The organism is Mycolicibacterium sp. XJ879, assembly GCF_053483935.1.
In genome coordinates, this window is the sequence record NZ_JBEFTH010000002.1 from 36,491 (window position 1) to 63,319 (window position 26,829).

Here is a 26,829-nt window from a genome sequence, read left to right on the forward strand (position 1 = left end):
TCAAGCGGCAGCATCCGACGATCCGCCGTCGGATCCGTCCGAATCTGTTGAGCTGTCAGTCGATTCCGTGCCGGTGTCGGTCGTCGTCGACTCTTGGTCGTCGGACTCGTCCGCGTCGGAGGGTTCGTCGTCAGCGTCCGCGTCGTCGGGCTCCTCCTCGTCATACTCCAAGTCGTCGTCAAGCTCCTCGTCGACTTCTTCGTCTTCGGCGTCTTCCTCCGTCAGCTCTTCGTCGGCTTCTTCCTCGGATGTCTTTCCGGTCGGCTCGAAATCCGCATTTTCGAAATCCGCATCCTCGGAATCGGTTTCGTCGGACAGGGACTCGTCCACCTCGGTGGTCGACGACGTCAGCATCCGGGCGCCTTCGGACGCCGAGGCGGGCGCGTCGGCGGCCTGGGCGCTCTCCTGTCGCGGCAGCGCGGGCAGGTTCAGGTTTCCGACGATGTCACCGACGAGGTCTTCGAGCTGGCCGCCCAGATTGCCGAACGGCAAGGACCCCAACAGGTCTCCACCGGTGAGGTAGTCAATCAGGTTGAGGATCGCGTTCGGGGTGGCCGGTGTGGGATTGCCGCTGAGGAATTCCTTCTGGAATCCGCGGACCAGCAGGTTGACGATGTCGAACGGGACCTGCAGCGGGTTGATCCCCGATGGGAACGACAGGAACGGTGTCGGGACACCGCCCTCGGTCAACGTTCTGGTGTAGCTGCCGTCCGGGTTGCGGACCACGTCGGTGTAGCCCAGGTTGTTGAGTGCCTGAACCGCCGGCGCGAGCGCGTTGGCGAACATGCCAACCGGGTTGACCGCCAACGCCCCGAACGTGGCGATGCTGATGATGTCGGAGAGCAGATACAACGGTTCGAGCAGCGGCTGCGTGGCCGACGGCAGTGTGGCGTAGAGGTTCAGCGCCAGCTTCCCGTCGACGAGGTTCTCCAACGCATCGTCGACCTGCCCGGTGAGCTGGTCGGTCACGGTGTCCAGCGTCAGCCCCCGAAGCATGTACGTCGGCAGCAGCCCGGCCAGCAGGTTGTTGGCGAGCGAGAAGGGGTTCGGCCAGGCGGCCAGGTCCGACAACGGGTGATACTGCACGCCGACGTCGATCAACACCGGGATGATGTTCGCGCCGCCGAGGGACAGCCCGAAGGGCAACTGCGCCAACCCACCGCTGCTGGTCACCTCGGTCTCCGGGTTGATCGTGTCGATGCCCAATAAACCGAACAGCGGGTAGAACCGCGCCAACGCCCCGCCGTTGGGGCGGGCGGGGTTGAGCAGAAGCAACATCGGCAGCACGGTGATGCTGCCCAGTAGCGGGTCGAGTCCGTCGTAGTTGGCTCCGCCGGGCTGGTTGGCCAGGTCGGCGAGCACATCATCGAAGCCCGTGGCGATGGCGAACGCGCCCATCCCGATGCCCACAGACACCGGGGCGCGCAGGTGCACGGCGTCGGGCAGGACGTCGCCCAGCAGGCCCTCGATGACGTTGCTCAACAGCGGGATCAACGGATTGCCCGGCAACGTTTCGGTGAGCTCGTCGAGCAATGTGGTGAGCAATCCGACCGCCCCGACTTCGAGGTAGTCGGTGCCGTTGATGTCGCCGGCGACCGAGTTCGGCAGCGCCGGCACCCAGCCGAGATCGGCACCGAGCAGCTTCAGCATCGTGAATACCGGGCCCGCGGTGACGACGTTCAGGCCGGGTATGTCGAGGTTGCCGAGGTTGAGCGGATCGCTGAGGTCCAGGCCGACCAGACCCAGCAGCCTCAGCAGGTCGGTGACGCCCTGCGCATCGGTGATCCCCAGGAGTTGCAGGACCGGAACAAGGACCGTGTCGGTGACGAGCCCCCCGACCAACTCCTCGAGCACGGGCGTCAGGTCGATGGGGATCTCACCGAGCACACCACCCAGAACGTTGTTCACCAGGAAGTTGGGGTCACCGAGCAGGCCCTCGATGAGGCTCTCCGGATCCTGGCCCGCTGCCCTGGCCAGCGCGGCCAGGTTGAAGTTCTCGACCACCGCGCGGGCGACGAAATCGACGACGGTTTGGGTGATGTCGTAACCGAAGGTGCCGAGCCCCGCTGTCACATCGGGGATCCGACCGGGTGCGGGCCACTGGTTGACGGCCGCGAGGAGCTCGGCGTCGACGTGGCGGACGTTCGCTGTCGCGGCGTTGACCTCGGGCGGCGGAGCCACGGTGATCAGCGCCGTCGCCGTCGCGGTTGCAGCACTGAAGGCGGAGGCCTTCCTAGCGAACTTCTTGGCGTTCTTACGGCGCGTGCGATGTCTGCCAGCCAATTGACCTGTCCTCTCGGCCCCCAGCTCCGTGTTGACCAGACCGTAGCATGCGCCGAAAGCTTCTGGCTAAAGAAGGTCAATGCTTGCTGTGGTGATTAGCGCCGGTTACCGGTACAGGGTCTTGAAACAGCAAATTGGTCAATAACGCGCTGTCAGCACAGCGACAGTGCGCTGTCGGCAGCACGAGCCACTTGTCGTGCGTAACCGCCACCGAAAATCACGACGTGAGCCAGCAACGCAAAGAGCTGGTGCAGTCCAAGCCGGTCGCGCCAGCCGTCGCGCAGCGGATGCCGCGACTGGTAGCCGTCGATCACCGCGTCGAAGAACGGACAGCCGAACAACTCGAGCGTCGCTACGTCGGCCTCCCGATGCCCGCCGTGGGCGGCCGGATCGATGAGCACCACACCGTCTGGGGTCCACATCACGTTGCCGCTCCACAGATCGCCGTGCAACCGTGCCGGCGCATCGCCGTCCTCGAAATCACCGGCCTCACACCGTGCGATCACGGCGTCGACGGTTTGGTGCGTAGCCGCGTCGAGGCCCGCACCGGCGCGAGACGCCATCGGGCCCAGCCGCTCCCTGGCATAGAACCGTCCCCAGACGTCATGGGTGCTGAACGACATCGGTAGCGGATGGTGCAGCGGTCCGAAGTATCCCGGTCCTGCCCACCGTGCGGGGCTGCGCCGAACCCGTCCGCACCGGCGTCGTGGGTGCTGATCAGACGGCGGCCGAACTCATACGCGGCAGCCGCGGACGGTGCGGTGGTCTGCAGGTGTTCCAGCGTGAGGCTGTCGTCGGTGTGGCCGAGCACCTGCGCGCACCGCACGCCGCCGGGTGCCGACGAAAGCCATTGCAGCCCTGCGGCTTCGCACGCAAAGAAGTCCGGCGGCGCCCCGGCGCGGTGTTTGACGAACTCCGGCATGCCTACGGCAGACCGAACATCCGCCGCTGCACGCGGTCGCGGAACCCGGTCGGCAGTCGCCCCATCAAGCCCACCTGGATTTTCGGGCCGAGACCGACCACGTACCGGGGGCGCGGCCGGCGTGCGGTGAGCGCCTGCTCGACGACGGCGGTCACCTTTGCCGAAGGCGCTGCGGTCCGCTGCGCGATCGGGATGATCTTCTTCATGCCCGCAATGTGTTTCGCATAGAGGTCACGGTGTTCGGCGGTGAGGTTCGCCTCGGTCTCGGACACCATGATGTCGGCGGTGCGCCACATGTCGGTGTCGGTCTGCGCGGGTTCGACCACGACCACGGGGATGTCCCACGGGGTCAACTCGACGCGTAGCGCGTCGGCGGCGGCCTCCAGCGCGAACTTGCTCGCCGAGTACGCGCCCATCAGCGGCATCGACATGCGGCCGTTGACGCTGGAGATGAACACAATCCGGCCCCGCGACTCCCGCAGCCTCGGCAGCACCTCCTGGGTCACCGCGACCTGTCCGATAACATTGACTTCCAACTGTTTTCGCCAGTCGGCAATCGGTATGGTCTCCACCGCGCCCGCGACGACGATGCCGGCGTTGTTCACCACCGCGTCGAGGCGGGCCGGCAGCGAGGTCGCCAATGCGTCGATGTGCTCAGCGTCGGTGACGTCGAGGATGACTGCCGATATGCGCTGCGGGTTGACCGCGGTCACCGCGTCCGCGTCGGTTTGGCTTCGGACGCCCGCGATTACGTCCCAGCCGCGCGCGGCCAGGTGTTCGGTGATCGCCCTGCCGATTCCTCGGGAGGCGCCGGTGACCAGTACGGAAGGCATGTCTTCTCCTCAGGCGGCTGGCAGCAGCAGTTGTCACACTACGGCGTGGGTCAGCCCGCGGACTACCCCGCCGAATGCCGGGGGCCGAACCAGAAGATCGCGGCGCCGGCCGCGATGAACGCCGCGGCCAGCGCGATGACGGGAGCGACCGTGACCCGGGTCAGCGTCGCACCCACTACCGCGCCCCCGCACATCGTGAAAACCACGCCGTAACGCAGCTTTTCCCGTTCGCCGGTGCCGCCGGCCAACCGGCTGTCGAAGCCCAGCCCGGAGATGGTCGATGTCAGCACGGTGGTGGACAGCTCCTGCACGCCGAACTGGCGCGCGGTCACGTTCTGGATGCCGAACACGACGGCCAGTCCGGCGATCAGGATGAGCTTGGTGTCGTTCTCGTAGTCGAGCACACCCGCGCCGGCCAGGATCGCAAGCACCATCAGCGTCACCACTTCCACGCCGAGGGTGATGCCCAGCCAGCGGCGAACCTCGGCGTCGAGGTGTCGGGCGAACCGGCCGCCGATGACCGCGCCCGCCACGAAGGCGACAAACGCGACCAGCGCGGCGGTCATGTCCACACCGGAGTCCGGCACGAACCAGAAGCCGAGGAAGATGACGTTGCCCGTCATGTTGGCGACGAAGACATGTCCCAGCACCAGCACGCTGACCGCGTCGACCAGCCCGGTCGCGAACGTGAGCAGAAACAGCGCGACGTAGGTCAGCCGCTGCGAGACAGGCGATTGAACGGCCACGAAGGTGGTTTCGGTGCTACAGCTGTGGTGTGAGGTCCAGTGACGTCACCGTGGACATCCGGGTGATCAACCATTTCGCGTCTTCACGCTGCATCGTCAACCGATACGACAAATAGCGCAGCGACGGGATGTTCTTGGTGACAGGGCTGGTGGCAACCGAGTTGGTGTAGACGATCGCGGTCGCCTCGGTGGGCGTCAGCGATTCCACCGCCGCGCCCATCACCTCGGTGGTGTTGGAGACCTGCGCCTGCTTGTTGGGTGCGACGATCGCGTCGATGTACTTGCGGTATTCGTACTCGAAGTCGCCGCCGAGATACGCCGCGGACCGGTCCGGAAGGCTCTCCATGTCTTCGGGCGTGTAGGTCCACAGCGTGGTGATCGCGTCGGCGGCGGTTCGCGCCACGTCGAGTTTGATCTGCACGGTCGCCCGTTCGGACAGATGCGGCTGCACCATCGCGGCGGCGAAGCCTGCGGCGCCGACGAACAGCACAGCGGCAACGATCGCGGCGATCGCCAACCGCCTACCCGCGGGCCGGTGCGCAACGAGTACCGGTTGTTCCTCAGGCTCCTCAGGCTCCTCGTTCATCTCGGTTTCGGGCGCTTCGTCGGCGACCGCGTCCTGCTCTGAAACCTCCGGCTCCGTGATTTCCGACTTGCTGGTGCGGGCCGCCTTACCGCGCGGCACCGGCTTGGGCTGCTCCGGCTCGACGCTCTGATCCTGCTCGGTAACGTCCTCGGCCCCAGTGGTTTTCCTACCACGACGCAAGGAGAACCAGCGGCGCCGACCGGCGGGCGCCGACGGCTCGGCGTCCTTGGCATCCTCGGCGGCGGTCAGATCACCTGAATCAGCTGGCTGATCTTCCACTGCTCTCCTTCCTGGACAGTCGTTGCGATCCAACGACTTCCGCTCTCATAAGTCTGCGTGCCGTCCGGGGACTTGGAAGTGACCGTCGTCGCGACGAGCACGTCGGCGCTGCCGTCGTCGTTCCAGCGCTGCACCCCGGCCTCCACCACGGTGCCGGTGGTCGGCTCCTGGCGCGCCACCTGGACCAGAATCGCGTTCTTCTTCTCGTTGAACATCGACGCGAACTCACCGGTGCCCTCGGCGAGGATTCGGTCCACATATGCGTTGGCGTGGAACGGATCCAGCGAGGTGTAGTCGGTCATGAACTCGCGCACATAGCCCAGCGCCATCGCATCCTTGACCGCCGTCCGGCGGTCCGCCTCATGGTTGATCAGCATCAGCGTGCCGAGCGTGATCGCGGCGACCATCAACAGCGACGCCACCGTGGCGATCACCGGCAGTCCCCAGCGGCGCGGAGCCTTCGGCGTCACCTCGAAGAAGTCGGGTTCGGCGGCGTCGATACGGCGGCGCGGGCTCATTGGCCTTCCGGGTTCATCAGCGGTCTCTTGAGTACCGTCAGATCGGCGACGCGCCACTGCCCGTCGGTCTTCTCGAAGTTCACCCGCACGGTCGCGGTGATGAACTTCAGGTTGTTCGGGTCGTCACCACGCTGGCCCTGCATCGCCAGCAGCATCGACGCGCTGTCGGGGGTGACGGGTGGATTTGGCAGCACCGCGCTGCTGACAGCCCAGTACTCGTTTGACGTCACCCCGGCGTTCTGAACCGCCTGCTGCTGGGCGATCAGCTGCTCGCGGTAGGACTCGGTAGTCAGGGACTGGGCGTGGGCGAAGTCCTGCTGCAGGGTGTCCTTCTTGTAGGTCAGCATCTGCTCGACGATGCGTGGCCCCTGCTCGGCGATCTGCACGCGCGCGGTCTCGATCGCGCGGTCGTGGCGGTACACCACCAGAGCGCTCAACGCTACCGCCGCCGCCGACAACAGCGCCGCCGCGATCAACACCATCGCGGTGAGCCGGCGCACGTCGCGGGGCCCTGATTCGACCCGGTGCACTTCGGTGCGAACCAGCAGATCGGCGAACGTGCGCCGGCGCCTGTCCCACAGCGGCCACAACCAGCCGATGAACAATGCCGCGGTGTCCAGCAGGTGCGCCAGGTCGCGCACCAGCAGCCGCCACACCCCGACCGGCGATCCGGTCCGGTTCACCACGGCGATGCCGAACAGTGCGCGCCCCAGGCTGAATCCCTTGACCGCGGGTAACACCAGCCGGTTCACGGCCATCGCCAGCACCACGATCGCCGCCGTCACCGTGAACACCCACCACAGCCAGCCCCGCAGCGGGGCCGTCCACGCCACCAACGCCAGCGTCGCGAGCACGCCGAGTCCCACCAGCACGTCGACGGCGAAGGCACCGGCCCGCGCGGGCCACGACGCCAGCGGCGGCACCACCTCGTCGGTGGCCGGGATGTCGGTAGCGATGTCGAGCGTCATGGTCGGTGGCGTCACGAGGTGACCTGGTCCAGCCTGGCGACTTTGTAGGTGCCCTCGTCGGGCGCCATCTGGACGCGCAGCCGGTACCCCTGTTCCTGGTCTTCGGTGTCGGAGTTGGTCACCTGGACCCGCACCGCGACCAGGACGTCGAAGGAGCCGTCGGCGTTGTGCTTTTCGACCGCCGCGCGCATATCGGACACCTGCACCTGAACGTCGGCCGCTTGGTAGGCGTCGACCAGCACCCCGCTGTACAGCGAGGCCTGCACGGCGAAGTCACCCGTCGAACATTCGATGATCTTGGTCTGTGCCGCGCTCATCGCCTCGGTGTCGGGTGCGTGCGTCGCCGCCACGCAGTCTTTCGCGGCCTGCAGGGCAGCCGCCTCCGCACGTGCGGTCGCCTCGCTTTGTTGGTTGGCCTTCAGCGCCAGATAGCCGCCGACCCCGCCGGCGGCTGCCAGCAGCACCAACGTCGCGCAGATACCTACCGCCCAGCCGCGACCCAGCCGCGGTGCGCGGCGCTGGTCGGGTGAACTTTCGGCCTGTTCTTCTGTGGATACTGCTAACGACTCGTCGGGCTCGGGACGCGCATCGTCGCGCTTTGCGGAAGCATCCTCCGGCACAGCATCAGCATCGGTGGGGTTCAGCTGGCGGGTGCCAGCATCTCCTTCCATCCGTCGTCTCCTGGGTTACTCGAGTTGCTGACGTTGTACCTGACGCCATCGGGTCCGACCACCTGGCCGCTGGTCGGGCTGTACACCGCCGTGGAGCCGGGTGGCCCTGGTGCCGGAGTGTAGATGCAGGGGTTGGGTTGCTGTCCACTGCAGCTGACGGTGCCCTGTCCCGGGGGGCTCAGCGGATCGCTGACCGGCGCCGTCGACAATGCCGGCGGCAGTTCGCTGGCCGGCATCGGGTTGACGCCGCTGTTGACCGATGGCGCGGGAACGACGAAACCGGGGTTGACGCCCTGATCGCAGCGCGCGCCGGGAGCCGGGCACGACAACACCTGGTTGGGGTCGCCGTACCACGGGTTGGTGCCCAACGGCACGTAGGGTTGATCGCTGCGGCATTCCATCGGCGTCGCTGCGCGCTTGCCCGGCACGTCGACGCATGGATAGTTGCGCGCGCCACGAACGACGTTGCCCTGGTAGTCCTTCGGGATCTTGCAGTAGGTGCCCTTGGGGAGCGGCTCCATGCTGGTGTCGGCGGGCGAACGCCATTCCGATGCGGGCAGGAAGCCGGTCAGACACGGCGGCGGCTGGTTGATGGACAGTGCCAGCGGCAGCTGGCCCAGGTCCTCGAACAACGTGCCGGCCTGGGTGGCCGCGGCCCCCTGGGGGAGGATCACCAGCGTCTGCTCCAGGCCCTTGTGGTAGCGCTTGAGCATGTCGATGACCACCGACAGGTTCGCCAAGGTCTGCGGCAGCGACTCCTGCACGGCACCGAACACCGCGCTGACCTGATCCAGCGTCGGCGGCGCCTGCTGCAGACCGCTGCGCAACGCCGCATCCTCCTGGGCGGCCTGCGCCGCGATCACATTGAGGTTGCGCGACCACTGCGCGATGTTGTCGCCCGACTGCACTTGGCTGTCCAGGATGGGGCGCGCGTTGACGATGATGTCGTCGACCTGGGGCAGGTGCTCCTGGAAGCCCGCCGCAAGGCTGGACGTCGAATCGACCAGGCGCTGCAGCGCAGGGCCCAACCCGCCGACGGCCTTCGACGTCTCGGTGAGCAGGGTGTCGATCTTCTCCTTCGGCAGCACGGCCAGGCCCTCGTTGGCCGCGTCCAGTGCCGGACCGACCTCGCTGGGCACCGTGCTCTCGGTGATCGTCGCGCCCGGCTGTAGATACTGGCCCGGGTCACCTGTGGACACCAGGTCCAGGTACTGCTCGCCGATCGCCGACACCGAATGCACGTTGGCCGTCGCATCGGCCGGGATCCTGTAGCGGTCGTCGATGCTCATCGTGGCGCGCGCACCGGTCTCGGTTGGCTCTACCTCGGTCACCTTGCCGATCTGGGTGCCGCGGTAGGTGACGTTGGCGGTGGCGTACAACCCACCGGAACGCGGCAACTCGGCGTGCAGCGTGTACTGGCCGATCCCGACCAGCGCAGGCAGCCGCAGGTAATACCAGCCCAGCACCACGAGGGCGAGGACGGTCAGGATGGTGAACAACACCAGCTGGATCTTGATGAATCTGGTCAGCACAGCTCACTCATGCCTTTCCACCAGCGGTCCACCCGGCGCGTTGTGCGGGTTCGGGGTGAACCGCACGTCCGGGATCATCGTCGCCGGGTCGCGACCCCACGACTGCTCGAGCGCGCGCAGCATGCCCGAAATCCCGGTGCCGGTCAGCACGCCGTTGTCGAGGGCCGACAGCGTGAGGTCGACCATCAGCGACACGTTGAGGTAGTCACCGCGGACCACCTTCGGCACGTTCTCGATCGAGAACGGTGCGGTGAGCATCAGCTTGAGCGCGCCCAGCAGGTACGGCGACGCCTTACCCAGCTCCCTCAGCGGCCGCTGCAGGTTGGCCAGGTTGGTGTTGAGGTCGTCGCTGGCCGGGCCCAACGACTCGTCGGCGGCCACGCTGATCCGCCCGACCGCCTCGACCGCGTCGGCGAACAGGTCGCGGGTCTCGGCGAAATGCTTGATCAGCGGCGGGAACTCGGTCAGCACCCGGTCCAGGGTGTTGTTGCGCTGAGCCACGATCGCCAACAACCGGTCGGTCGAGTCGATGGCCCGCGTGATGTCCTGGCGCTGCTGGTTGAGCTCGTCGGTGAAGGTGTCCAGCTTGTTGAGGAACTCCCGGATCTGGTCGGCCCGGCCGGTCAGCACGTTGTTGATCTCGGTCTGGATGACCTCGAGGTTCTGCACCCCGCCGCCGCGCAGGATGGTGGCGATGCTGGCCAGCACCCGTTCGGTGGTGGGATACGCCGACGCGTTCTGCAGGGGGATCGTGTCACCGTCGCGTAGCGGTTCCGACGACGGATCCGGCGGCGGCTCCAGCTCCACATGCTGCGAGCCCAGCAGGCTGGTCTGACCGATCTTGGCCAGCGCGTTCTTCGGCAGCTCCACGCTGGGCTCCAAATCCAGCGTCAGCGTCGCGACCCAGTTGTTCAGCTCGATCGCACGCACCCGGCCCACATACACATCGGCGACACGCACCCGGCTGTTGACGTTGAGCGCCAAGGTGTCCGGCATCTGCACGTACACCGTCCACGCGTTCCCGCCCGTTCCCGGACCGCCGGGCAGCGGAACGTTCGCAATGCCCTTCCAAGACCCGCAGGAGCTCACCACGAGCGCGATCGCACCCAGCGCCACCGCACGGCGGATCAGCGTGCTCACCCTGCGAGCGCTCATTGCCGAACCCCTGTTCCTCGCGCGAGCGGTCATCACCCACCTGCCTCTGCCGGTAGTGCGGGTCCCGCCGGCGCCGCCGGCGCAGGTCCGCTGGGCGCCGGCGCGGGTCCGGCCAGCGGCGAGCCACCCGGATCACCCGGGATCACTCCCGGTGCCGGTGCCGGCGGCGGCCCTGGCTGCGGGTACCACGGTGGTGGCAGCGGCGTGTTCTCCGTGTAGGCGTTCGGGGGCCCGGCCTGATGCGGTCCACCGAAGGTGGGCGGCGCAGGCGGAATGACGCAGTCGGGCCCGCCCATCAGTTCAGCGAGGCATTCCGGGGTCATCATGTTCGCGGTGAACGGCTGCACGTCCACGCCCTGCATACCCGGCGCGGCCACCCAGCCCTGCTCGTGGTTGCCGTGCGAGAACAACGTGTCACGCGACCAGATGCCCGGCACCGTGGTGTCCTTGTAGCCCGCCGGCGGCTGCAACCTCGGCTCGGAGTACGCGACCTGCTTGGGCAACGTCAACGCCGAGGAGAACTGGTTGAGCCCGAACGGCGGGAAGTTGAACTTGATCGCATCGAGGATCGGCGCCAGGTACTGCGCGCACAACTCGGCCGATTCCTGATAACCCAGCCGGCTGGCCGCCTGGATCGAACTGCACACGAACTGCAGCGGGTTGGCGAAGTTGTTGATTACCGGGATGCCCATCACGCCGCCCGTCACCGGCGAGATGATGTTCATCAGGTTGGCCCCCAGGTTCGGGAACACGTGCAGCGCGGTCTCCAAACCGTCGCGCGGTTCGGGCTGCAGGATCGCCGTGGTGGCCGACGACAGGTTGTTGATGTCGTGCGTCAGCACCTCGGCGTTCTCATCGAGGAACTGCCGGGTGGTGGTCAGCAGTTCGTTGAGGTCGCGCAGCGCATTGGACACCTCGCGGTCGGTGTTGGTGAACGCGTTGGTGAACTCGGCCAGATCGTTGTTCAGCGCGACGAACTGCTGATCGCTTTGATGCAGCGCGTTGACGAACATCGCCAGGCTCTTGACCACGCCGAAGAAGTCGGTGCGACCTTCGTTGAGCGCGAACAGCGCTTCGGACAACCCGTTGAGCGTCCGGTTGAGCTGCTCGCCCTTGCCCGCGAAACCGTCGGCGGCCGATTCGATGATTTCGCCGAACGGACCGGACGGCTGTTCGGGTGTCGGGCCCAGGTCGGTCAGGATCCGGTTGATCGAGTTACGCAGTTCGTCGTACTCGACCGGCACCTGGGTGCGCTCCAGCGGGATGACGGTGTTGTCCTCCATCACCGGCCCACCGGTGTAGGGCGGGGCGAGCTGGATGGTGCGCGACGCGACCAGGCTCGGGTTCAGGATCGACGCGGTGGCGTTGGCGGGCACCTTGAACTTGTTGTCGTAGTGGAAGGTGACCTTCATCTTGTCGCCGGCCGGTTCGATGCTGTCGATCGAACCGACCTTGACGCCCATGATCTGCACCTTGTCGCCGGGGTACAGCGCCAGCGTGTCGGTGAAATAGGCGACAACGGTGTTGGTGGTCAGCTTGCGGTACAGGTTGTACCCGACGATGGCCGCCACCACCGCGAGCACCACGACCAGCACGCCGATGATCACCGCGGCACGAGAAACCTGGGGTAGCCGCAGGTTTCGGACGTTGAAGATAGTTGACATCGCTTAGCCCCCTATCCCTGTGAGCCCGGCGGAAGGAACGGTGGATTGCCCGGTAGTGGCGGCTGCCCGGCAGGCGCCAACTGCTGCCCCGGTCCCGGCGCCGGCGGTGCGGGTAGCGCAGGCGGCAACGGCGCGATGCCAGGGGTGAAGTCCGCGGGTAATGGCGGCTGCGAAGGGTCCTGCCCCACCGGCACGGTGCGGGCGCCGGGCGGTCCGGCGGCCGGCTGGCCGTGCGCGCCCGGCACGGGTGGCGGCGTCTGGCCCGGGATCGCCGCGGCCGGCACACCCGGCGACGGCTGCGGTCCGTGCACGTTCGGGTCGGAGGTGACCACGTCGATCGGACCGTAGGCTGGGCCGCCGAACGGACCGGTCGTCAGGTCCGCACACGGCAGCGGGTCCTCCGGCCGCGGCAGGCCGTCGGCCGGCGGCGTGTACGAGCACGGATGGCCCTTGAGCACGCCGGGTCCGGGATGTTCGGGTGTGCCTTCCAGCACGGCGGGTCCCGGTGGCGGGGCGCCGTTGTCGAAGCCCTGCGCGTTGGGATCCGGGAACCGCCAGGCCGGCAGCCCCGCATCGCGCCAGAACTTCTGCGGATCGATGCCGCGCTTCTTGAACGCCGAGTCGATGAACGGCTGCAGGATCTGCCCCGGCAACAGGTTCACCAGCATCACCTTGAAGTACGGGCCGGAGGCTACGGCCTCACCCAGCGACGCCACGAAGCTGGCGATCGTGGTGAGCGTGTCCATCAGGTCGTATTGGCGTTCCCGCAACACGTCGCTGACCACGCGGAGTTGTTCGAGGACGCGGTTGAGGTTCGGGTTGTCGTCGATGAAGCCCTTGAGCTGGTCGGAGAACGCGCTGACCCGCTCCAGCAGGGCACCGACGGCGTAACTGCGCTCGTTGATCGCGCCGAGCAGGGTCTGGGCGTTGACCAGCAACTGGTTGACCTGCTCGCTGCGGTTGCCGAGCACCCCGGCGATTTTGTTGGCGTTGGCCAACAGCTTCTTGACGTCGTCGTCGCGTTTGCCGATGGTCTCGGAGAACCGTGCCACCCCGTCGAGCGCCGCGCTCAGGTGCGGGTAGGTCTGGTCAATGGTCTCCGACAACACGTTCAGCGATCGCCTGACGGTTTCGGTGTCCCACTCGGAGGCCGCCTTTGTCACGTCGAAGAATGCGTCGTAGATCTGGTACGGCGTGGTGGTCTGGCCGAGCGGGAGGGCGCCGTTGGCGCGCAGCGGATCAGACCCGCGTGGCTCGATCTCGATGTTGCGTCGGCCCAGGATGGTGTCGGTGCGGATGGCCGCGCGGCTGTCGGTGCCGATCTGCGTACCGCCCAGCGAGTATCCGATCTTGACCTTGTCGCCCTCGATGTCCATGCTGCGCACCCGGCCGACGTCGACGCCGGCGATGCGGACCTTGTCACCGTTGGTCAGACCGCCGGTGTCGGAGAAGTAGGCGTAGTAGGTCGGCGTCGCGAACAGCATCGGCACGCTGGCGAAGCTTTGTCCCACACCGATGACCAAGACCAGGATGATGATGCCCATCAACCCGTTTCGGACCCGGTTCGATCCCTCCAGGGTTCTCATTGTGGCGTGCACCTACCCGACGGTTGGCTGAAGAGTTTGACGGTCCGCACCGGCCCGCCGGGTTGCAGCCCGTTCATCCGAATCGAGATGTCGCAGGCGTAGAAGTTGAAGAAGTCACCGTAGATGCCGCCCGCGCGCCCGATGATCTTGAACGCGGTGGGCAGCCTGACCAGCAGATCGTTGAGGCCGTCGCGCTGGTCGACCAGCGGCTGCTGAACGTTCTCCAGGTGGCCGATCGTGCTCTGCAGCAGCGGGCGGTTGTCGGCGAGCAGATCGGCGACCGTGCCTGCCGCGTCGCTGATACCCGCGACGGACGTGGCGATCGGATCGGCCCGGTTCTTCAGCCCCGTGATCAGCGTCTCGAAATCCTGCACGGTCTCGTCGAACTGTTGCTGATGGCGCACCGTGGTGTCCAGCACCGTGTTGAGGTTGCGGATCACCTCGCCGATCGCCTGGTCCCGGTCGGCCAGCGCCGACGTCAGCGACGCGGTCTGGTCGAGGATGTCGTTGATGGTGCCGCCCTGACCCTGGAAGACGGTGATGATCGACTGAGCGATGTTGTTGACCTTGTCGGGGTCCAGCGCCCGGAACACCGGGCGAAACCCGCCGATCAGCGCGTCCAGGTCCAGTGCGGGTTCAGTGCGCTCGAGGGGTATCGTGCCGCCGCTGGGCATCCGCTCGTCACTGTCGCCGCGCTTGAGTTCCATGAAGCGGTCGCCGATCAGGTTCAGGTAGCGGATCGACGCGGTGGTGCCCTCGAACAGCGGCAGCGAGCGGTCGACGTTGAAGCCGACCTCCACCTGGGAGCCGCCGTTGATCAGCTTGACGCTTTCGACCTTGCCGACTTCCACACCCGAGGCGCGGACGAACTGGCCTTCGCGCAACCCGCTGGCGTTGGAGAAGATCGCCGTATACCCAGTGGTGCGGTCGAAGCGCATCTGCCCGAACACCACGATGATCATCGCGGTGAACAGCAGTAGCACCAGCGAGAAGACGCCGAGTTTGACGGCGGTACCGGTAATTCTCATGGGTTGATCGTGTTCTCCCCAATCTGGCGTCCCCAGACGTACTCGATCAGGATCGGCTGGCCCAATTCGAAGTGGTTGTACGGCGCAATCGAGGCGCCGCTGTCCATCACCAGATACGGCGCGGGCCACAGGTCATGGGTGATCGGCTGCCAGCAGCCCGGGCGACCTTCCGGACCGCCGCTGGCGTTCACCCGCGGCAGGTTGTCCGGGTACACGTACGGGTTGGCGGCGCCCATCAGCCACGACATCGTCCGTAGGGAGTAGCCGTTGCCGCCCAGCGATGCCGCCACCTTGGGTTCCGAATCGTGGTAGTTGCGGATCGTGCAGTACAGCGCCGGGCTGTACTCGTCGAGGATCTCCGAGGCCACGATGAGGTCCTCGGCGCCGCGCACCAGATACGGACCGCCGCGTTCGAAGATGTCGCCGCCGGTGTTGCCGAAGCCGATCGCGGCCATCAACGCCTGGTCGATGTTGCCCTGCTGCTCGTTGAGCGTCTGCGCGGTGGTCACCGCGTTCTCCAGACCGTCGAACAGGTCGGGCGCCGCGGTGGCGTACACCTCGCCGAGGTCGGCGAGCAACCGGTTGTCCTCGGCGATCTCGGGCATCCGCGGGTTGATATCGGACAAGATTTCGTTGCCGTGGATGATCGACTGCCCGAACCGGTCACCGAGCCCGTCGAGGGCTTCCGCGGTGGCCGCCAGCGTCTGGTTCAGCTTGATCGGGTCGACCTGCTGGGAGATCTCGACAACTGTCTCGAAGAGGGTGTTGAACTCGGTGGTCACCGACGTCACGTCGATGACGTCGGCTGACGTGATCCGTTCCTTGGTGGGGTTTTTCGGCGCGGAGAAGTTGATGTACTTGTTGCCGAAAACGGTGGTGGCGTCGATGCTGGCGTCGACGTTCTTCGGTATCAGGTCGAGGTACTTGGGGTCGACGTCGAGGGTGATCTTCGCCTGCGGTTCGTCGCCGACGGTGACCGCGTCGACCCCGGTGACCCGGCCGATCTCCACCCCGTTGTAGGTGACCTTGGCGCCGGGGTCCATCGACAGGCCCGCACGCGCGGAGATCACGGTCAGCTGTGTGCGGGGCAGGAAGTCACCGCGGAACTGGAGGTACACCAGGACCAGGGCGACGATGGACAACACCACCAGTACCAGCCCCGCCAGCTTGTACGGCGGGGTCCGGGGTGCGTTCAAAGGTGCGGTCATCGCGGCTACACCGTCAAGTTGAAGTTCGGGTCGACGCCGTAGAGCGCCAACGAGGCCAACAGGACCACAACAACGATCGCGACCAGCGATGCCCGCATCGATCGGCCGACGGCCTCGCCGACGCCCACCGGACCGCCGCTGGCGAAGTATCCGTAGTAGCAGTGGTTGATCATCACGATGACGGAGATGATCACCGCCTGGATGAACGACCAGAACACATCGTCGGGCCGCAGGAATGTGCGGAAGTAGTGCTCGTAGGTGCCGATCGACTGCCCGTAGAAGAACGTCGTGGTCACCTGCGCGGACAGGAAGCTCATGATGATCGCCATCGCGTACAGCGGGATGATCACGATGAAGCCGGCCATGATCCGCGTCGACACCAGGTACGAGATGGACTTGATGCCCATCACCTCCAGCGCGTCGATCTCCTCGGCGATGCGCATGGCACCGAGTTCGGCGGTGGCGCCGGCGCCGACGGTGGCCGCCAGCGCCTGACCCGCGACGACGGGCGCGGCGATGCGGACGTTGATCAGCGCCGCGAAGAAGCCGGTGAACGCTTCGACGCCAATGTTGCCGAGGGAGGCGAAGCCCTGGATCGCGACCAGCGACGAACCGGACAACGTCACAAAGCCGACGATGGCCACGGTGCCGCCGATGACGGCCATCGCGCCGGTGCCCATCCCGATCTCGGCGATCAGCCGCAGGGTCTCCCTGCGGTAGTAGCGCAGCGCGTGCCCGATCGAGCCGATCGCCGTGACGATGAACCAGGCGACGTGCCCGACACTGTCGAGAAACCGGGCCGGCGCGGAGACCACGTTCTGGGTGCGGGTGTACCCCCGCGGAAACCGGGAACGCAGGACAGTTGTCGTGGACACGTCAGTTCCCCGTTCCGAAGCGGACACCGATCGTGGTCAGCACCACGTTGACTGCGAACAGGGCGATGACGCAGAGCACCAGGGTCTCGTTGACCGCGGTGCCGACGCCCTTGGCGCCGCCCGCGACCGTCAGGCCGCGGTAGCAGCCGACCAGGCCGGCGATCAGGCCGAAGGTGCCTGCCTTGATGATCGAGATGACCACCTCGGGCAGCCCGGTGATCAGCGTCAACGTCGAGACGTACGCGCCCGCCGAGACGTTCTGCAGGTACACCCCGAAGATGAAGCCGCCGACCAACCCGACGGTGATGACCGCACCGTTGAGCAACACCGCCACGAACGTCGAGGCCACCACACGGGGAACGACCAGGCGGTGGATCGGGTCGATGCCGAGCACCTCCAGCGCGTCGATCTCCTCGCGGATGGTGCGGGCGCCGAGGTCGGCGCAGATGGCCGTCGAACCGGCCCCGGCAACCACGAGCACGGTAACCAGCGGACCCAACTGGGTAACGGCGCCGATCGCCGCACCGGCTCCGGAGACGTCGGCGGCGCCGAATTCGGCGAGCAGGATGTTCAGCGTGAAGATCAGGAGCACGGTCAGCGGGATGGAGACCGCCAGCGTCGGCAGGAACGCCACCCGGCAGAGGAACCAGCTCTGCAGAATGAACTCGCGCCACTGGAACGGCGGCTTGAACAGCGCCTTTCCGGTGAGCACGCACATCCGGACAAAGCCGCCAACGGCCTCAAGACCCGGCCTGACCTGCTCACGCACATAACCGGTCATGCCGGTTGTGGCCGTCACCAGTGTCCTCCCACGACGTAGTCGCGACTGTCGTGGCGCAACAGCTGCGCCTGTCGCACGCGCCCTCCTTGCCCGAGCCTGGTGCCTGTGACCTTCGTCTCCTTACTCGCCAGTAGTAAGGCAGACCACCGGACTGTACCCGATCGCATCCGCGCCGTGCACGGCATCTGCAGTATTCGCGTCGTCGGCGTCGCCCACCCTCTGTTCATTTCTTTAGCCTTCTTGCGCCCCGGCAGAAACTGTTGGCGGAGTACGGCTTTCGCCGGCATCGGTGGGTCCGGCTGCCGCGAAGCGGGTCCGCAACTCGGTTTTGAGCACCTTCCCCGCCGGGTTTCGCGGCAGCGCGTCGACCACCTCGAGAGCCTTCGGGTGCTTGTACCGGGCCAGCCGTTCCGATAGGAACCGATCGAGATCACGCAGGTCAAGATCGGTGCCGGCGTCGGGGCCGAGCGCCACTACCGCGACGGGCACCTCGCCCCACTTCTCGTCCGCGCGGCCGATCACCGCCACCTCGGCGATAGCCGGGTGGCCGGCGAGCGCGTTCTCGACCTCCGCGCAGTAGATGTTCTCGCCGCCGGAGATGATCATGTCCTTCTTGCGGTCGACGACCCAGATGTAGCCTTCCTCGTCCTGGCGAACCAGGTCGCCGGAGTGGAACCACCCGCCGGCGAACGCCTCGGCGGTGGCTTTCGGGTTGTTCCAGTAGCCGGCCATCAGAGTCGGCGCCCGGTAGACGATCTCACCCACCTCGCCGATCGGCACGTCGTTCATCTCGTCGTCGACGACGCGCGCGGCGACGGTCGGGATCACCTTGCCGACTGAGCCGAGCTTGCGGACCGCGTCGTCGCCCAACAACATGCATGTCACCGGCGACATCTCGGTCTGGCCGAACGCCGCAAGGATCTGCGAGCCGGGGAAGGTCTCGGACATGGTGCGCAGCAACGTGTCCGAGGCCGGCGCCGCACCCCACGACAGCACACGCAACTGCAGTTGGCGGGGCCGGGCTTGCTGTTCGGCACACACCGCCTGCCACTGTGCGGGTACCAGGAAGATCCCCGTCACCCGCTCGGCCTCGAGCACGTCGAGCAGCGCGCCGGGATCGAATGCGCCCAGCGGATAGACGACCGTCGGCCGTCCCAGCAGCAGCCCGGGGATCATGTTGCCGATACCGGCGATGTGGAACAGCGGGACGCCGATGAATCCGACGTCGTTGTTGATGTCGGCGCCGTTGGTGAACAGAAACGTCAGCGCCTGCCCGGCGATGTTGGTGTGGGTGAGCACCGCGCCCTTCGGACGGCCGGTGGTGCCCGAGGTGTACATGATCAGCGCGGGCGAGTCGTTGGGGATATCTGGAACTTCGGGGGTCTCTGCGGCTCTACCGCCCTCGGCGATCAGGTCGTCGTAGCCGAGCACGTTCTGGTCGGTCGCACCGCCGGCGACGATCACGGTGGTCAGCGTCGCGTCCAGGTCACGGACCGCGGTCGCGACGTTGGCGAGCACCTCCTCGGTGATGACCACGTTGGCCTGACAGTCGCTGACCAGATACGCGATCTCGGGCGGGGTCATCCGGAAGTTGACCGGGACGGCGATCGCGCCGAGCTTGTTGACCGCGAGGAACGACTCGATGAACTCGGCGCGGTTGAGCATGAGGATCAGCACCCGGTCACCGAAGCCCACCCCGCGCCGGCTCAGCGCGCCCGCGAGGTTGGTGACGCGCTCGTCGAGTTCACGCCAGGTGGTGGTGCGACCGAGGAAGCGCAGCGCGACGCCGTCGGGCTGCATCAGTGCGTGGCGGGCGAGCTGATTGGTCCAGTTCTGCCTGCGCGCCAGGTACGGCTGCTCCGTCTGGTCCGGCATCGGGGACGAGGTCAACAGCATCTGCTCCATCTCTGGGTTGCGCAGCGTTGATATTTGATCAAACATTGGTGTTGCCCCGGTCACACTATGGCCTCGGCGGCGCAGGGACAAGTCCTCGCCTTGATGACCGGAGACGATAGTGAACGCACCCGCCACCCCGTTCCGGGGGCCTCACCGCGGGATGCGTCGCGAACAGCTGTCCGACGAGGTCGCCGGCCGACTCCGCGCCGAAATCATGACCGGAGCGCTGCGCTCGGGCACCTACATCCGGCTCGACGAGACCGCCGCTCGGCTGGGCGTCAGCATCACTCCGGTGCGAGAAGCACTGCGCACCCTGCGCGGGGAAGGCATGGTGCAGCTGGAACCGCACCGCGGACATGTGGTCGTCCCGCTGACGCGTTCCGACGTCGAGGACATCTTCTGGCTGCAGGGCACGATCGCCAAGGAGCTGGCCGCGACGGTCGCCGAACGCATCACCGACGCGCAGATCGACGAGCTCGAGGAGCTCAACGACGCCCTGGCCGCCGCGATCGAGCAGGGCGACGCCAAGGAGATCTCGGCCGCCGAGTTCGCGTTCCACCGGGCGTTCAACCTGGCCGCCGGGCGGCTCAAGCTGGCGTGGTTCCTGCTGCACGTCGCCCGCTATCTGCCGGGCCGGGTCTACACCCGCGATCCGGGCTGGGGCGCGTCAGCGGTGGCCCGGCACACCGAGCTCATCGCCGCGCTGCGCAGACGCGACGCCGCCAGCGTCGTCCGGCTGACCGGAGGCGAATTCACCGACGGCGCGCAGCGGCTGATCGCGCGGCTGGAGGAATCGGGGCTGTGGAGCTGAGCCGCCCCACCCCGGGTCCTACGTGGCGGCGAGCTGCTCGGCGCGGGCCTTGAGGTTGTCGGCCAGATAGTCGAGAGTGTCGGCGATCGCCTTCTTGACCATCGTCTTGGGGATTGCGAGCTTGGTCTCGACGTCGAGGTCGACGGTCAGCAGCGCTGTCGACCCGATCGGCACCACCGAGAACTTCTGCTCCTGTTTCTCGAAGTGGTCACCCTGCTGCAGCACCGTGTAGATCTGGTTGTCGCCCGGGTAGTACACCGCGGTGATGAAGGTGCCCGACTGCCCCTGCACGACGACGTCGAGGCGCAGCTGACTCGGTCTGCCGTCGTCGTAGCGGGCAAGCACCCAGCAGCCCTTGATCTCGGGGTTCCATTCCGGATACGACTCGAAGTCGACGACGATCCCCATGATCGCTTCGGCGGGCGCCGACACCTCGACGGTCTTGCTCACGAGCGGCATTCGTCGAGCATATCGACTATTCCTGATTGGTCGAACTCCTCAACGCGGCTCGTGCCTCGCCGCTTGATCGTCGTCCGACTATTCCGTGCGTGCCGTTTCCAGCAGTGCGCGGATCGGCTCGGGTATCGGCACCGGCCTGCGGCCGGCCCGGTCGACATAGACGTGCACCCAGCGCCCCACCGCGGCGACCGGCCCGTTGGACCGCCATAGCCCCAACCGGTAGGTGACGCTGCTGGTGCCCAACCGGGTCACCGCGAGGCCGACCGTCAACGGGTCGGGGAATTTCAGCTCGGAGAAGTAGCGGCAGCCGGACTCGGCCACCACGCCGAGCCAGGGCGCCGTCACCGGGTCGATCCGGCAGGTGGTGTTGATCCAGCCGTTGATCGCCGTGTCGAACAGCCCGTAGTACACCGCGTTGTTGAGGTGGCCGAACATGTCGTTGTCCATCCACCGCGTCGACGCTGGCCAGTGCACCGGGAAGTCGCGGGCACTCGGCGGCGGCTCAGCACTGCTCATGGCAGCAGTGTGTCAGCCGCGGCAGGCTGGTAGCCATGAGAATCCGCGGCGCAGTGCTGGAGGAGATCAGTCGGCCCCGGCCGTACGCCGAGTCGCGTCCGCTATCGGTGGGCGAGCTGGAACTGGCGGCGCCGGGTGACAACGAGCTGCTGGTGCGCATCGAGGCGGCGGGGCTGTGTCATTCGGATCTTTCCGTGGTCGACGGCAGCCGGGTGCGGCCGGTGCCGATGTTGTTGGGCCACGAAGCCGCCGGGATCGTCGAGCACGTCGGCACCGGGGTGTCCGACGTCGACGCCGGCGCCAGGGTCGTGATGACGTTCCTGCCGCGCTGCGGGCAGTGCGCGGCCTGCGCCACCGACGGGTTGACGCCGTGCGTGCGCGGCAGCGCGGCCAACAACGCGGGCACCTTGATGACCGGTGCGCGACGGCTGAGCCGCGACGGCCAACCGGTGCACCATCACCTCGGCGTCTCGGGGTTCGCCACGCACGCGGTCGTGGACCGCCGTTCGGTGGTGCCCGTGGAGTCCGATGTGCCGCCGGTGGTCGCGTCGCTTTTGGGTTGTGCGGTGCTGACCGGCGGCGGCGCCGTGCTCAACGCCGGCCGCCCCCGTGCAGGCGACACGGTGGCCGTGGTGGGTCTCGGCGGGGTCGGGATGGCCGCGGTGCTCACCGCGCTGGCGCACGCCGACGTCCGCGTCGTCGGCGTCGACCGGCTGCCCGACAAGCTGGCGCGGGCCCGCGACCTCGGCGTGCATGACGCGTACACGCCGCAGGAGGCGCTCGACGGCGGTATCAAGGCCGCGGTGGTGATCGAGGCCGTCGGACATGCCGCGGCGGTGCAGACCGCGATCGCGTTGACGGCGCCGGGCGGGCGCACCGTCACCGTCGGCCTGCCCGCCCCGGATGCGCGGATGTCGTTGTCGCCGTTGGGTTTCGTCGCCGAAGGTCGCTCACTGATCGGCAGCTACCTCGGCTCGGCGGTGCCGGCGCGGGAGATACCGCACTTCGTGGGGCTGTGGCGCGACGGGCGGCTGCCGGTGGAGTCGCTGGTGTCGTCGACCATCGCGCTGGCCGACGTCAACGCGGGGATGGACGCGCTGGCCGACGGCGCCGCGGTGCGTCAGGTCGTCCTCTTCGACTAGAACCAGGCTTCGCGCATGTCCAGCGTGGTGCGGTCCAGGCTTTCCAGCAGATCCAGTTGCGGTGCGGTCTTGGGCAGCTCGTAGCGGAAGAAGTAGCGGCCCGCGGCGCGCTTGCCGTCATAGAAGTCGCCGTCGCGGCCGTGCGCGGCGATCAGCTGCTCCAGCCACATCCACGCCACCACGATGTGGCCGAACGCCTCGAGGTAGACCACGCTGTTGGCCATCGCGGCTTCGATGTCACCGGAGCCGAACATCGCCGTGGTGACCGCCACGAGGCGTTGCCAGCTGACCTCCAACGCAGCGGCGTGCTCGGCGATCTCGCCGCCGAGTTCACCGGCGGTGGCCACCGACCGGCCGAGGACGGCGCCCAGCGCACCGAGCGCGGCGCCACCGCGCGCAGTCACCTTGCGGCCCAACAGATCCAGGCTCTGGATGCCGTGGGTCCCCTCGTGGATGGGGTTGAGCCGGTTGTCGCGGTAGTGCTGTTCGACGTCGTACTCGCGGGTGTAGCCGTAACCGCCGTGCACCTGGATGGCCAGGCTGTTGGCTTCCACGCACCACTGCGACGGCCAGCTCTTGCCGACCGGGGTGAGCAGGTCGAGCAACAGCGAGTTGGCGTCGCGCTCCTCGTCGGTCTCGGCGCTGTGCATCAGGTCCATGAGCCTGGCGCAGTACAGCTGCAGCGCCATCCCGCCTTCGACATAGGCCTTCTGCGCCAACAGCATTCGCTTGACGTCGGCGTGCTCGACGATGGGGATCTGCGGCGCCGTGGGGTCGTTGGCGGTCAGCGCGCGGCCCTGTGGACGCTCGCGCGCGTACTGCAGCGATTTGAGGTACCCGGTGTACCCGAGAGCGACGGCGGCCATCCCGACCAGCAGCCGGGCCTCGTTCATCATCGTGAACATGTAGACGATGCCGCGGTGCTCTTCGCCGACCAGATAGCCGACGGCGCCGGGCCTTCCGCCGGGGGTGAACTTGCCCTCGCCGAAGTTGAGCAACGTATTGGTGATGCCGCGCTGGCCCATCTTGTGGTTCAGCCCGGCCAGCGCCACGTCGTTGCGCTCGCCGATCGAGCCGTCCGCGTCGATCAGGAATTTGGGCACGATGAACAGCGAGATGCCCTTGGTGCCCGGCGGGCCGCCGGGAACCTTGGCGAGCACCAGATGGACGATGTTGTCGGTCAACTCGTGGTCCCCGCCCGAGATCCACATTTTGGATCCGAACAGCCGGTAGCTGCCGTCGTCCTGTGGTTCTGCCCGCGTGGTGATATCGGCCAGCGACGACCCGGCCTGGGTTTCCGAGAGCGCCATCGTGCCCGAGAACCGGCCGGCCAGCATCGGTTCGAAGAAGTTGTCGATCTGCTCGGCGGTGCCGAACCGGCTGACCAGGTTGGCGTTGGCGATGGTGAGCATGAGGTAGCCGGCGGTGGCGATGTTACCGGCGGCGAACCAGGCGAAGCCGGCTTCGGCCACGGCGATTGGGAGTTGGGCGCCGCCGCGTTCGTTGTCCATCGACATGCCGAGCAGATCGGCGTCGGCGAATGCGTCCCAGGCCTGTTTGACCTCGTCGATGACGGTGACCTTCTCGCCGTCGAAGCTGGGCTCGTTGGCGTCGCTGGTCTTGTTGTGGTTCGCGAAGTAGCGGGTGGCCAACTGCTCGCACAGGTCCAGCGCGCCGTCGAACGTGTCGCGGGAGTGCTCGGCGAACCTGGGGCGCTTGGTCAGCTCGTCGACGCGCAGCCACTCGAACAGCAGGAAGTCGAGGTCACGTCGGGACAGCAGGGTGGATTTCATGATTGAGCCTGCCCCGCATTCTCGGTGTTCGGTAGGTCGATGCCCAGCGGTGATTCCACCCGCACGGTCTCGTCGCGGATCAGCCCGCGCAGTAGCGCCGTGCTGAACTCGACGGCGATCTCGCCGGCGGTGCGCCGGCCTTGGGGCCGCAGCCAGCGGTACGCACCGAGCGTCATCCCGATGTAGCCGAGGGCGAGCACGTGCGAGTCGCAGTCATAGAACTCGCCGCTTTCGATACCGCGGTCGATCACGTCGCGGATGTGCTCGTAGACCTGCGCCTCGGCCTGGCGGATGTAAGCCACCTGGTCTTCGGTGAACCACTCGGTGATGTAGGGGCCCTCCTGGAAGTACACCGCGGCGCGTTCGATGTCACTGGCGATGCCGACGAGGAGCCTGCGGGTGAAGTGGTAGATCGTCTCGCGCGCCGATGCGCTGGGGTCGTCATGCACGGCGTCGACGGTGAAGTCGGCGGCGCCTTTGTAGATGTCGTAGAGGATCAGCGACTTGCTGGCGTAGTAGTGGTACACGGTGGCCTTGTTGAGCCCGACCGCGTCGGCCACGTCGTCCATTCGGGTGCCGTGATAGCCGCGTGCGGCGAACAGCTTGGTGGCGACCGCCAACAGTTCTTCGCGCCGGGACATCCCGTTGCCCGATGAACCGCCCGCGCGATCAGGCGGTGTCGCAGGTGACGTAACGGACATGGCGACTCACTATATGCAGGCCCGGAAGGTGTCCGGGGCATCAATCAACTGGTTGGCTAGTTTATGTGCTCGGGCTATCGCCGACACCGGCAACGGGTCTAGACTTACGCCACAACCAGCCGCACTCGAGAGGTGATCACGTGGATCCGAACCCGGACTATGACGCGAGCGACGAGCTGGAGTACGGAGCGGCCTGGTTCGCCTGGATCCTGCGCGGCGTCTACCCACCCCCGGCCTACCCCCCGGTGTGAGCCCGCGGTAGCGCTTGGCTGATTTCGTCCCCTCCTACCGCTGACGGTCGGAGGGGAATTTGGTCGCCAGAAGACAGATGGCAGACTCTCCCGGATGATCATTGGGATACCGCGCGAATCCCACGCGGGTGAGACGCGCGTCGCCGCCACGCCGCAGACCGTCGGGCAGCTGATCAAGCTGGGCTATTCCGTCGTCGTCGAGTCGGGTGCAGGCGCCGCTTCCAGCTTCGCCGACGACGCCTACGTCGAGGCGGGCGCCAGCATCGGTGACCCATGGGGTGCCGAGATCGTGCTCAAGGTCAACGCACCGACCGATAGCGAGATCGCCGCAGTACGCGACGGTGCGACGGTGGTCAGCCTCATCTCTCCGGCGCTGAACCCGGACCTGGTGGAGAAGCTGTCCACACGCCCGATCACAGCGCTGGCGATGGACGCCGTCCCGCGCATTTCGCGGGCGCAGTCGCTGGACGTGCTGTCGTCGATGGCCAACATCGCGGGCTACCGCGCGGTCGTCGAGGCTGCGCACAGCTTCGGACGGTTCTTCACCGGTCAGGTGACCGCGGCGGGCAAGGTGCCGCCTGCCAAGGTGCTCGTCGTCGGCGCGGGGGTGGCCGGGCTGGCCGCCATCGGTGCGGCGGGCAGCCTCGGCGCGATCGTGAAGGCCACCGACCCGCGGCCCGAGGTCGCCGATCAGGTCCGCTCACTGGGCGGGGAGTACCTGTCCGTCGACCCGGCGGCCGAGGTCGCTGAGATTTCCAAGACCGGCTACGCCAAGGAGATGGGCGAGGACTACAAGGCCCGCGAGGCCGCGCTCTATGCCGAACAGTGCAAGGACGTCGACATCATCATCACGACGGCGCTGATCCCCGGAAAGCCGGCGCCGCGCATCATCACCGCCGAGATGGTGGCGTCGATGAAGCCGGGCAGCGTGATCGTCGACATGGCCGCGGCCAACGGCGGCAATGTCGAGGGCACCGTCAAGGATCAGGCCGTCATCACCGACAACAACGTGACGATCATCGGCTACACCGACCTGGCCGGCCGGCTGCCCGCCACCGCCTCCCAGCTGTACGGCACCAACCTGGTCCACCTGCTCAAGCTGCTCACCCCGGAGAAGGACGGGCAACTCACCCTGGACTTCGAGGACGTCGTCCAGCGCTCGATGACCGTCGTTCGCGACGGTGAAGTCACCTGGCCGCCTCCGCCGGTGCAGGTGTCGGCGGCGCCGGCGGCGGCCCCTGCCGCCGCGGTCGAGGCCAAACCGGCCAAGGAGCCGATGTCTAACGCGCGCCGGCTCGGCTTGACGTTCGCGGCGGCCGCGGCGCTGTTCGCGCTGATCGCCCTGTCACCGGCCGCGCTGCAGGTGCACCTGACGGTCTTCGCGCTGGCGATCGTGATCGGCTACTACGTGATCGGCAACGTGCACCACGCGCTGCACACCCCGCTGATGTCGGTGACCAACGCGATCTCCGGGATCATCATCGTCGGCGCGCTGCTACAGATCGGCCACGGTGACGTCATCATCACCACGTTGGCCTTCGTCGCGATCCTGATCGCCAGCATCAACATCTTCGGCGGTTTCGCGGTGACCCGCCGCATGCTGTCCATGTTCACGAGGAGCTAAC

General features: G+C 67.0%; 23 protein-coding genes and 2 pseudogenes. 4 read left to right on the forward strand and 21 right to left on the reverse strand.

Features of this window, described 5'->3' with window-relative positions:
* From ABQF13_RS03880 to fadD5, 17 genes and pseudogenes are all read right to left on the reverse strand, one after another.
* Entirely contained in the window at nt 1–2,283 is a 2,283-nt protein-coding gene (locus tag ABQF13_RS03880) for an ATPase (protein WP_448391426.1), read from the reverse strand.
* A 152-nt stretch (nt 2,284–2,435) separates the two neighbouring features.
* Nucleotides 2,436–3,205, reverse strand: a pseudogene (locus ABQF13_RS03885) (fructosamine kinase family protein).
* Between the two features lie 2 nt (nt 3,206–3,207).
* Nucleotides 3,208–4,038 (reverse strand): SDR family oxidoreductase, encoded by an 831-nt coding sequence (locus tag ABQF13_RS03890; protein ID WP_448391427.1) that lies wholly within the window; start codon nt 4,036–4,038, stop codon nt 3,208–3,210.
* Between the two features lie 62 nt (nt 4,039–4,100).
* Nucleotides 4,101–4,784, reverse strand: coding sequence for a YoaK family protein (locus tag ABQF13_RS03895; protein ID WP_448391428.1), 684 nt, complete (start codon nt 4,782–4,784; stop codon nt 4,101–4,103).
* Between the two features lie 16 nt (nt 4,785–4,800).
* Nucleotides 4,801–5,649, reverse strand: a complete 849-nt coding sequence (locus tag ABQF13_RS03900; RefSeq protein WP_448391429.1) for a mammalian cell entry protein — start codon at nt 5,647–5,649, stop codon at nt 4,801–4,803.
* On the reverse strand, nt 5,616–6,167 hold the full coding sequence (locus ABQF13_RS03905) for an Rv1363c family protein (protein WP_448391430.1): 552 nt from the start codon (nt 6,165–6,167) through the stop codon (nt 5,616–5,618). Before ABQF13_RS03905 ends, ABQF13_RS03900 begins: the two co-directional genes overlap by 34 nt.
* Complete coding sequence (locus ABQF13_RS03910; RefSeq protein ID WP_448391996.1) at nt 6,164–7,135, reverse strand: RDD family protein; 972 nt, start codon at nt 7,133–7,135, stop codon at nt 6,164–6,166. Before ABQF13_RS03910 ends, ABQF13_RS03905 begins: the two co-directional genes overlap by 4 nt.
* Before the next feature lie 11 nt (nt 7,136–7,146).
* Nucleotides 7,147–7,806 (reverse strand): Rv1363c family protein, encoded by a 660-nt coding sequence (locus ABQF13_RS03915; protein ID WP_448391431.1) that lies wholly within the window; start codon nt 7,804–7,806, stop codon nt 7,147–7,149.
* Nucleotides 7,776–9,338 (reverse strand): MCE family protein, encoded by a 1,563-nt coding sequence (locus ABQF13_RS03920; RefSeq protein WP_448391433.1) that lies wholly within the window; start codon nt 9,336–9,338, stop codon nt 7,776–7,778. Before ABQF13_RS03920 ends, ABQF13_RS03915 begins: the two co-directional genes overlap by 31 nt.
* A 3-nt stretch (nt 9,339–9,341) precedes the next feature.
* A complete protein-coding gene (locus ABQF13_RS03925; RefSeq protein WP_448391434.1) occupies nt 9,342–10,493 on the reverse strand; it encodes an MCE family protein in 1,152 nt (383 codons plus the stop codon).
* Nucleotides 10,494–10,525: 32 nt separating this feature from the next.
* Nucleotides 10,526–12,157 carry a virulence factor Mce family protein gene (locus ABQF13_RS03930; RefSeq protein WP_448391435.1) on the reverse strand — a complete coding sequence of 544 codons (1,632 nt, stop codon included), beginning with the start codon at nt 12,155–12,157 and terminating at the stop codon, nt 10,526–10,528.
* Nucleotides 12,158–12,168: 11 nt separating this feature from the next.
* Complete coding sequence (locus tag ABQF13_RS03935; protein ID WP_448391436.1) at nt 12,169–13,743, reverse strand: virulence factor Mce family protein; 1,575 nt, start codon at nt 13,741–13,743, stop codon at nt 12,169–12,171.
* Nucleotides 13,740–14,771 (reverse strand): virulence factor Mce family protein, encoded by a 1,032-nt coding sequence (locus ABQF13_RS03940; protein WP_448391437.1) that lies wholly within the window; start codon nt 14,769–14,771, stop codon nt 13,740–13,742. Before ABQF13_RS03940 ends, ABQF13_RS03935 begins: the two co-directional genes overlap by 4 nt.
* Nucleotides 14,768–15,979 (reverse strand): MCE family protein, encoded by a 1,212-nt coding sequence (locus ABQF13_RS03945; RefSeq protein ID WP_448391438.1) that lies wholly within the window; start codon nt 15,977–15,979, stop codon nt 14,768–14,770. The genes ABQF13_RS03940 and ABQF13_RS03945 overlap by 4 nt, the downstream gene beginning before the upstream one ends.
* A 5-nt stretch (nt 15,980–15,984) precedes the next feature.
* Nucleotides 15,985–16,854, reverse strand: a complete 870-nt coding sequence (locus tag ABQF13_RS03950; protein WP_448391439.1) for an MlaE family ABC transporter permease — start codon at nt 16,852–16,854, stop codon at nt 15,985–15,987.
* A 1-nt stretch (nt 16,855) separates the two neighbouring features.
* Entirely contained in the window at nt 16,856–17,653 is a 798-nt protein-coding gene (locus tag ABQF13_RS03955; protein ID WP_448391440.1) for an MlaE family ABC transporter permease, read from the reverse strand.
* 213 nt (nt 17,654–17,866) lie between these two features.
* Nucleotides 17,867–19,510, reverse strand: a complete 1,644-nt coding sequence (fadD5, locus tag ABQF13_RS03960; RefSeq protein WP_448391442.1) for a fatty-acid--CoA ligase FadD5 — start codon at nt 19,508–19,510, stop codon at nt 17,867–17,869.
* Nucleotides 19,511–19,649: 139 nt separating this feature from the next.
* Here fadD5 and ABQF13_RS03965 point away from each other — a divergent pair, with 139 nt between their 5' ends.
* Entirely contained in the window at nt 19,650–20,342 is a 693-nt protein-coding gene (locus ABQF13_RS03965; RefSeq protein WP_448391443.1) for a GntR family transcriptional regulator, read from the forward strand.
* A gap of 18 nt (nt 20,343–20,360) precedes the next feature.
* Here ABQF13_RS03965 and ABQF13_RS03970 read toward each other — a convergent pair whose 3' ends face one another.
* Nucleotides 20,361–20,801 (reverse strand): SRPBCC family protein, encoded by a 441-nt coding sequence (locus ABQF13_RS03970; RefSeq protein ID WP_448391444.1) that lies wholly within the window; start codon nt 20,799–20,801, stop codon nt 20,361–20,363.
* Nucleotides 20,802–20,879: 78 nt separating this feature from the next.
* Complete coding sequence (locus tag ABQF13_RS03975) at nt 20,880–21,317, reverse strand: acyl-CoA thioesterase (RefSeq protein ID WP_448391445.1); 438 nt, start codon at nt 21,315–21,317, stop codon at nt 20,880–20,882.
* A gap of 35 nt (nt 21,318–21,352) precedes the next feature.
* On the opposite strand from ABQF13_RS03975, the gene ABQF13_RS03980 reads away from it, so the two are divergent.
* Nucleotides 21,353–22,459 (forward strand): alcohol dehydrogenase catalytic domain-containing protein, encoded by a 1,107-nt coding sequence (locus ABQF13_RS03980; RefSeq protein WP_448391446.1) that lies wholly within the window; start codon nt 21,353–21,355, stop codon nt 22,457–22,459.
* Here ABQF13_RS03980 and ABQF13_RS03985 read toward each other — a convergent pair.
* Both ABQF13_RS03985 and ABQF13_RS03990 read right to left on the reverse strand, forming a co-directional pair.
* Nucleotides 22,456–24,252, reverse strand: coding sequence for an acyl-CoA dehydrogenase (locus ABQF13_RS03985; protein ID WP_448391447.1), 1,797 nt, complete (start codon nt 24,250–24,252; stop codon nt 22,456–22,458). The two genes, ABQF13_RS03980 and ABQF13_RS03985, sit on opposite strands and share 4 nt — an antisense overlap.
* Complete coding sequence (locus tag ABQF13_RS03990) at nt 24,249–24,953, reverse strand: TetR/AcrR family transcriptional regulator (protein WP_448391448.1); 705 nt, start codon at nt 24,951–24,953, stop codon at nt 24,249–24,251. Before ABQF13_RS03990 ends, ABQF13_RS03985 begins: the two co-directional genes overlap by 4 nt.
* A 140-nt stretch (nt 24,954–25,093) precedes the next feature.
* On the opposite strand from ABQF13_RS03990, the pseudogene ABQF13_RS03995 reads away from it, so the two are divergent.
* Both ABQF13_RS03995 and ABQF13_RS04000 read left to right on the forward strand, forming a co-directional pair.
* Nucleotides 25,094–25,204, forward strand: a pseudogene (locus ABQF13_RS03995) (CAP domain-containing protein); the annotation flags it as partial.
* Nucleotides 25,205–25,298: 94 nt separating this feature from the next.
* Nucleotides 25,299–26,828: a Re/Si-specific NAD(P)(+) transhydrogenase subunit alpha gene (locus ABQF13_RS04000; RefSeq protein WP_448391449.1), complete on the forward strand. Its 1,530-nt coding sequence runs from the start codon at nt 25,299–25,301 to the stop codon at nt 26,826–26,828.
* The last annotated feature ends 1 nt before the right edge of the window (nt 26,829 follow it).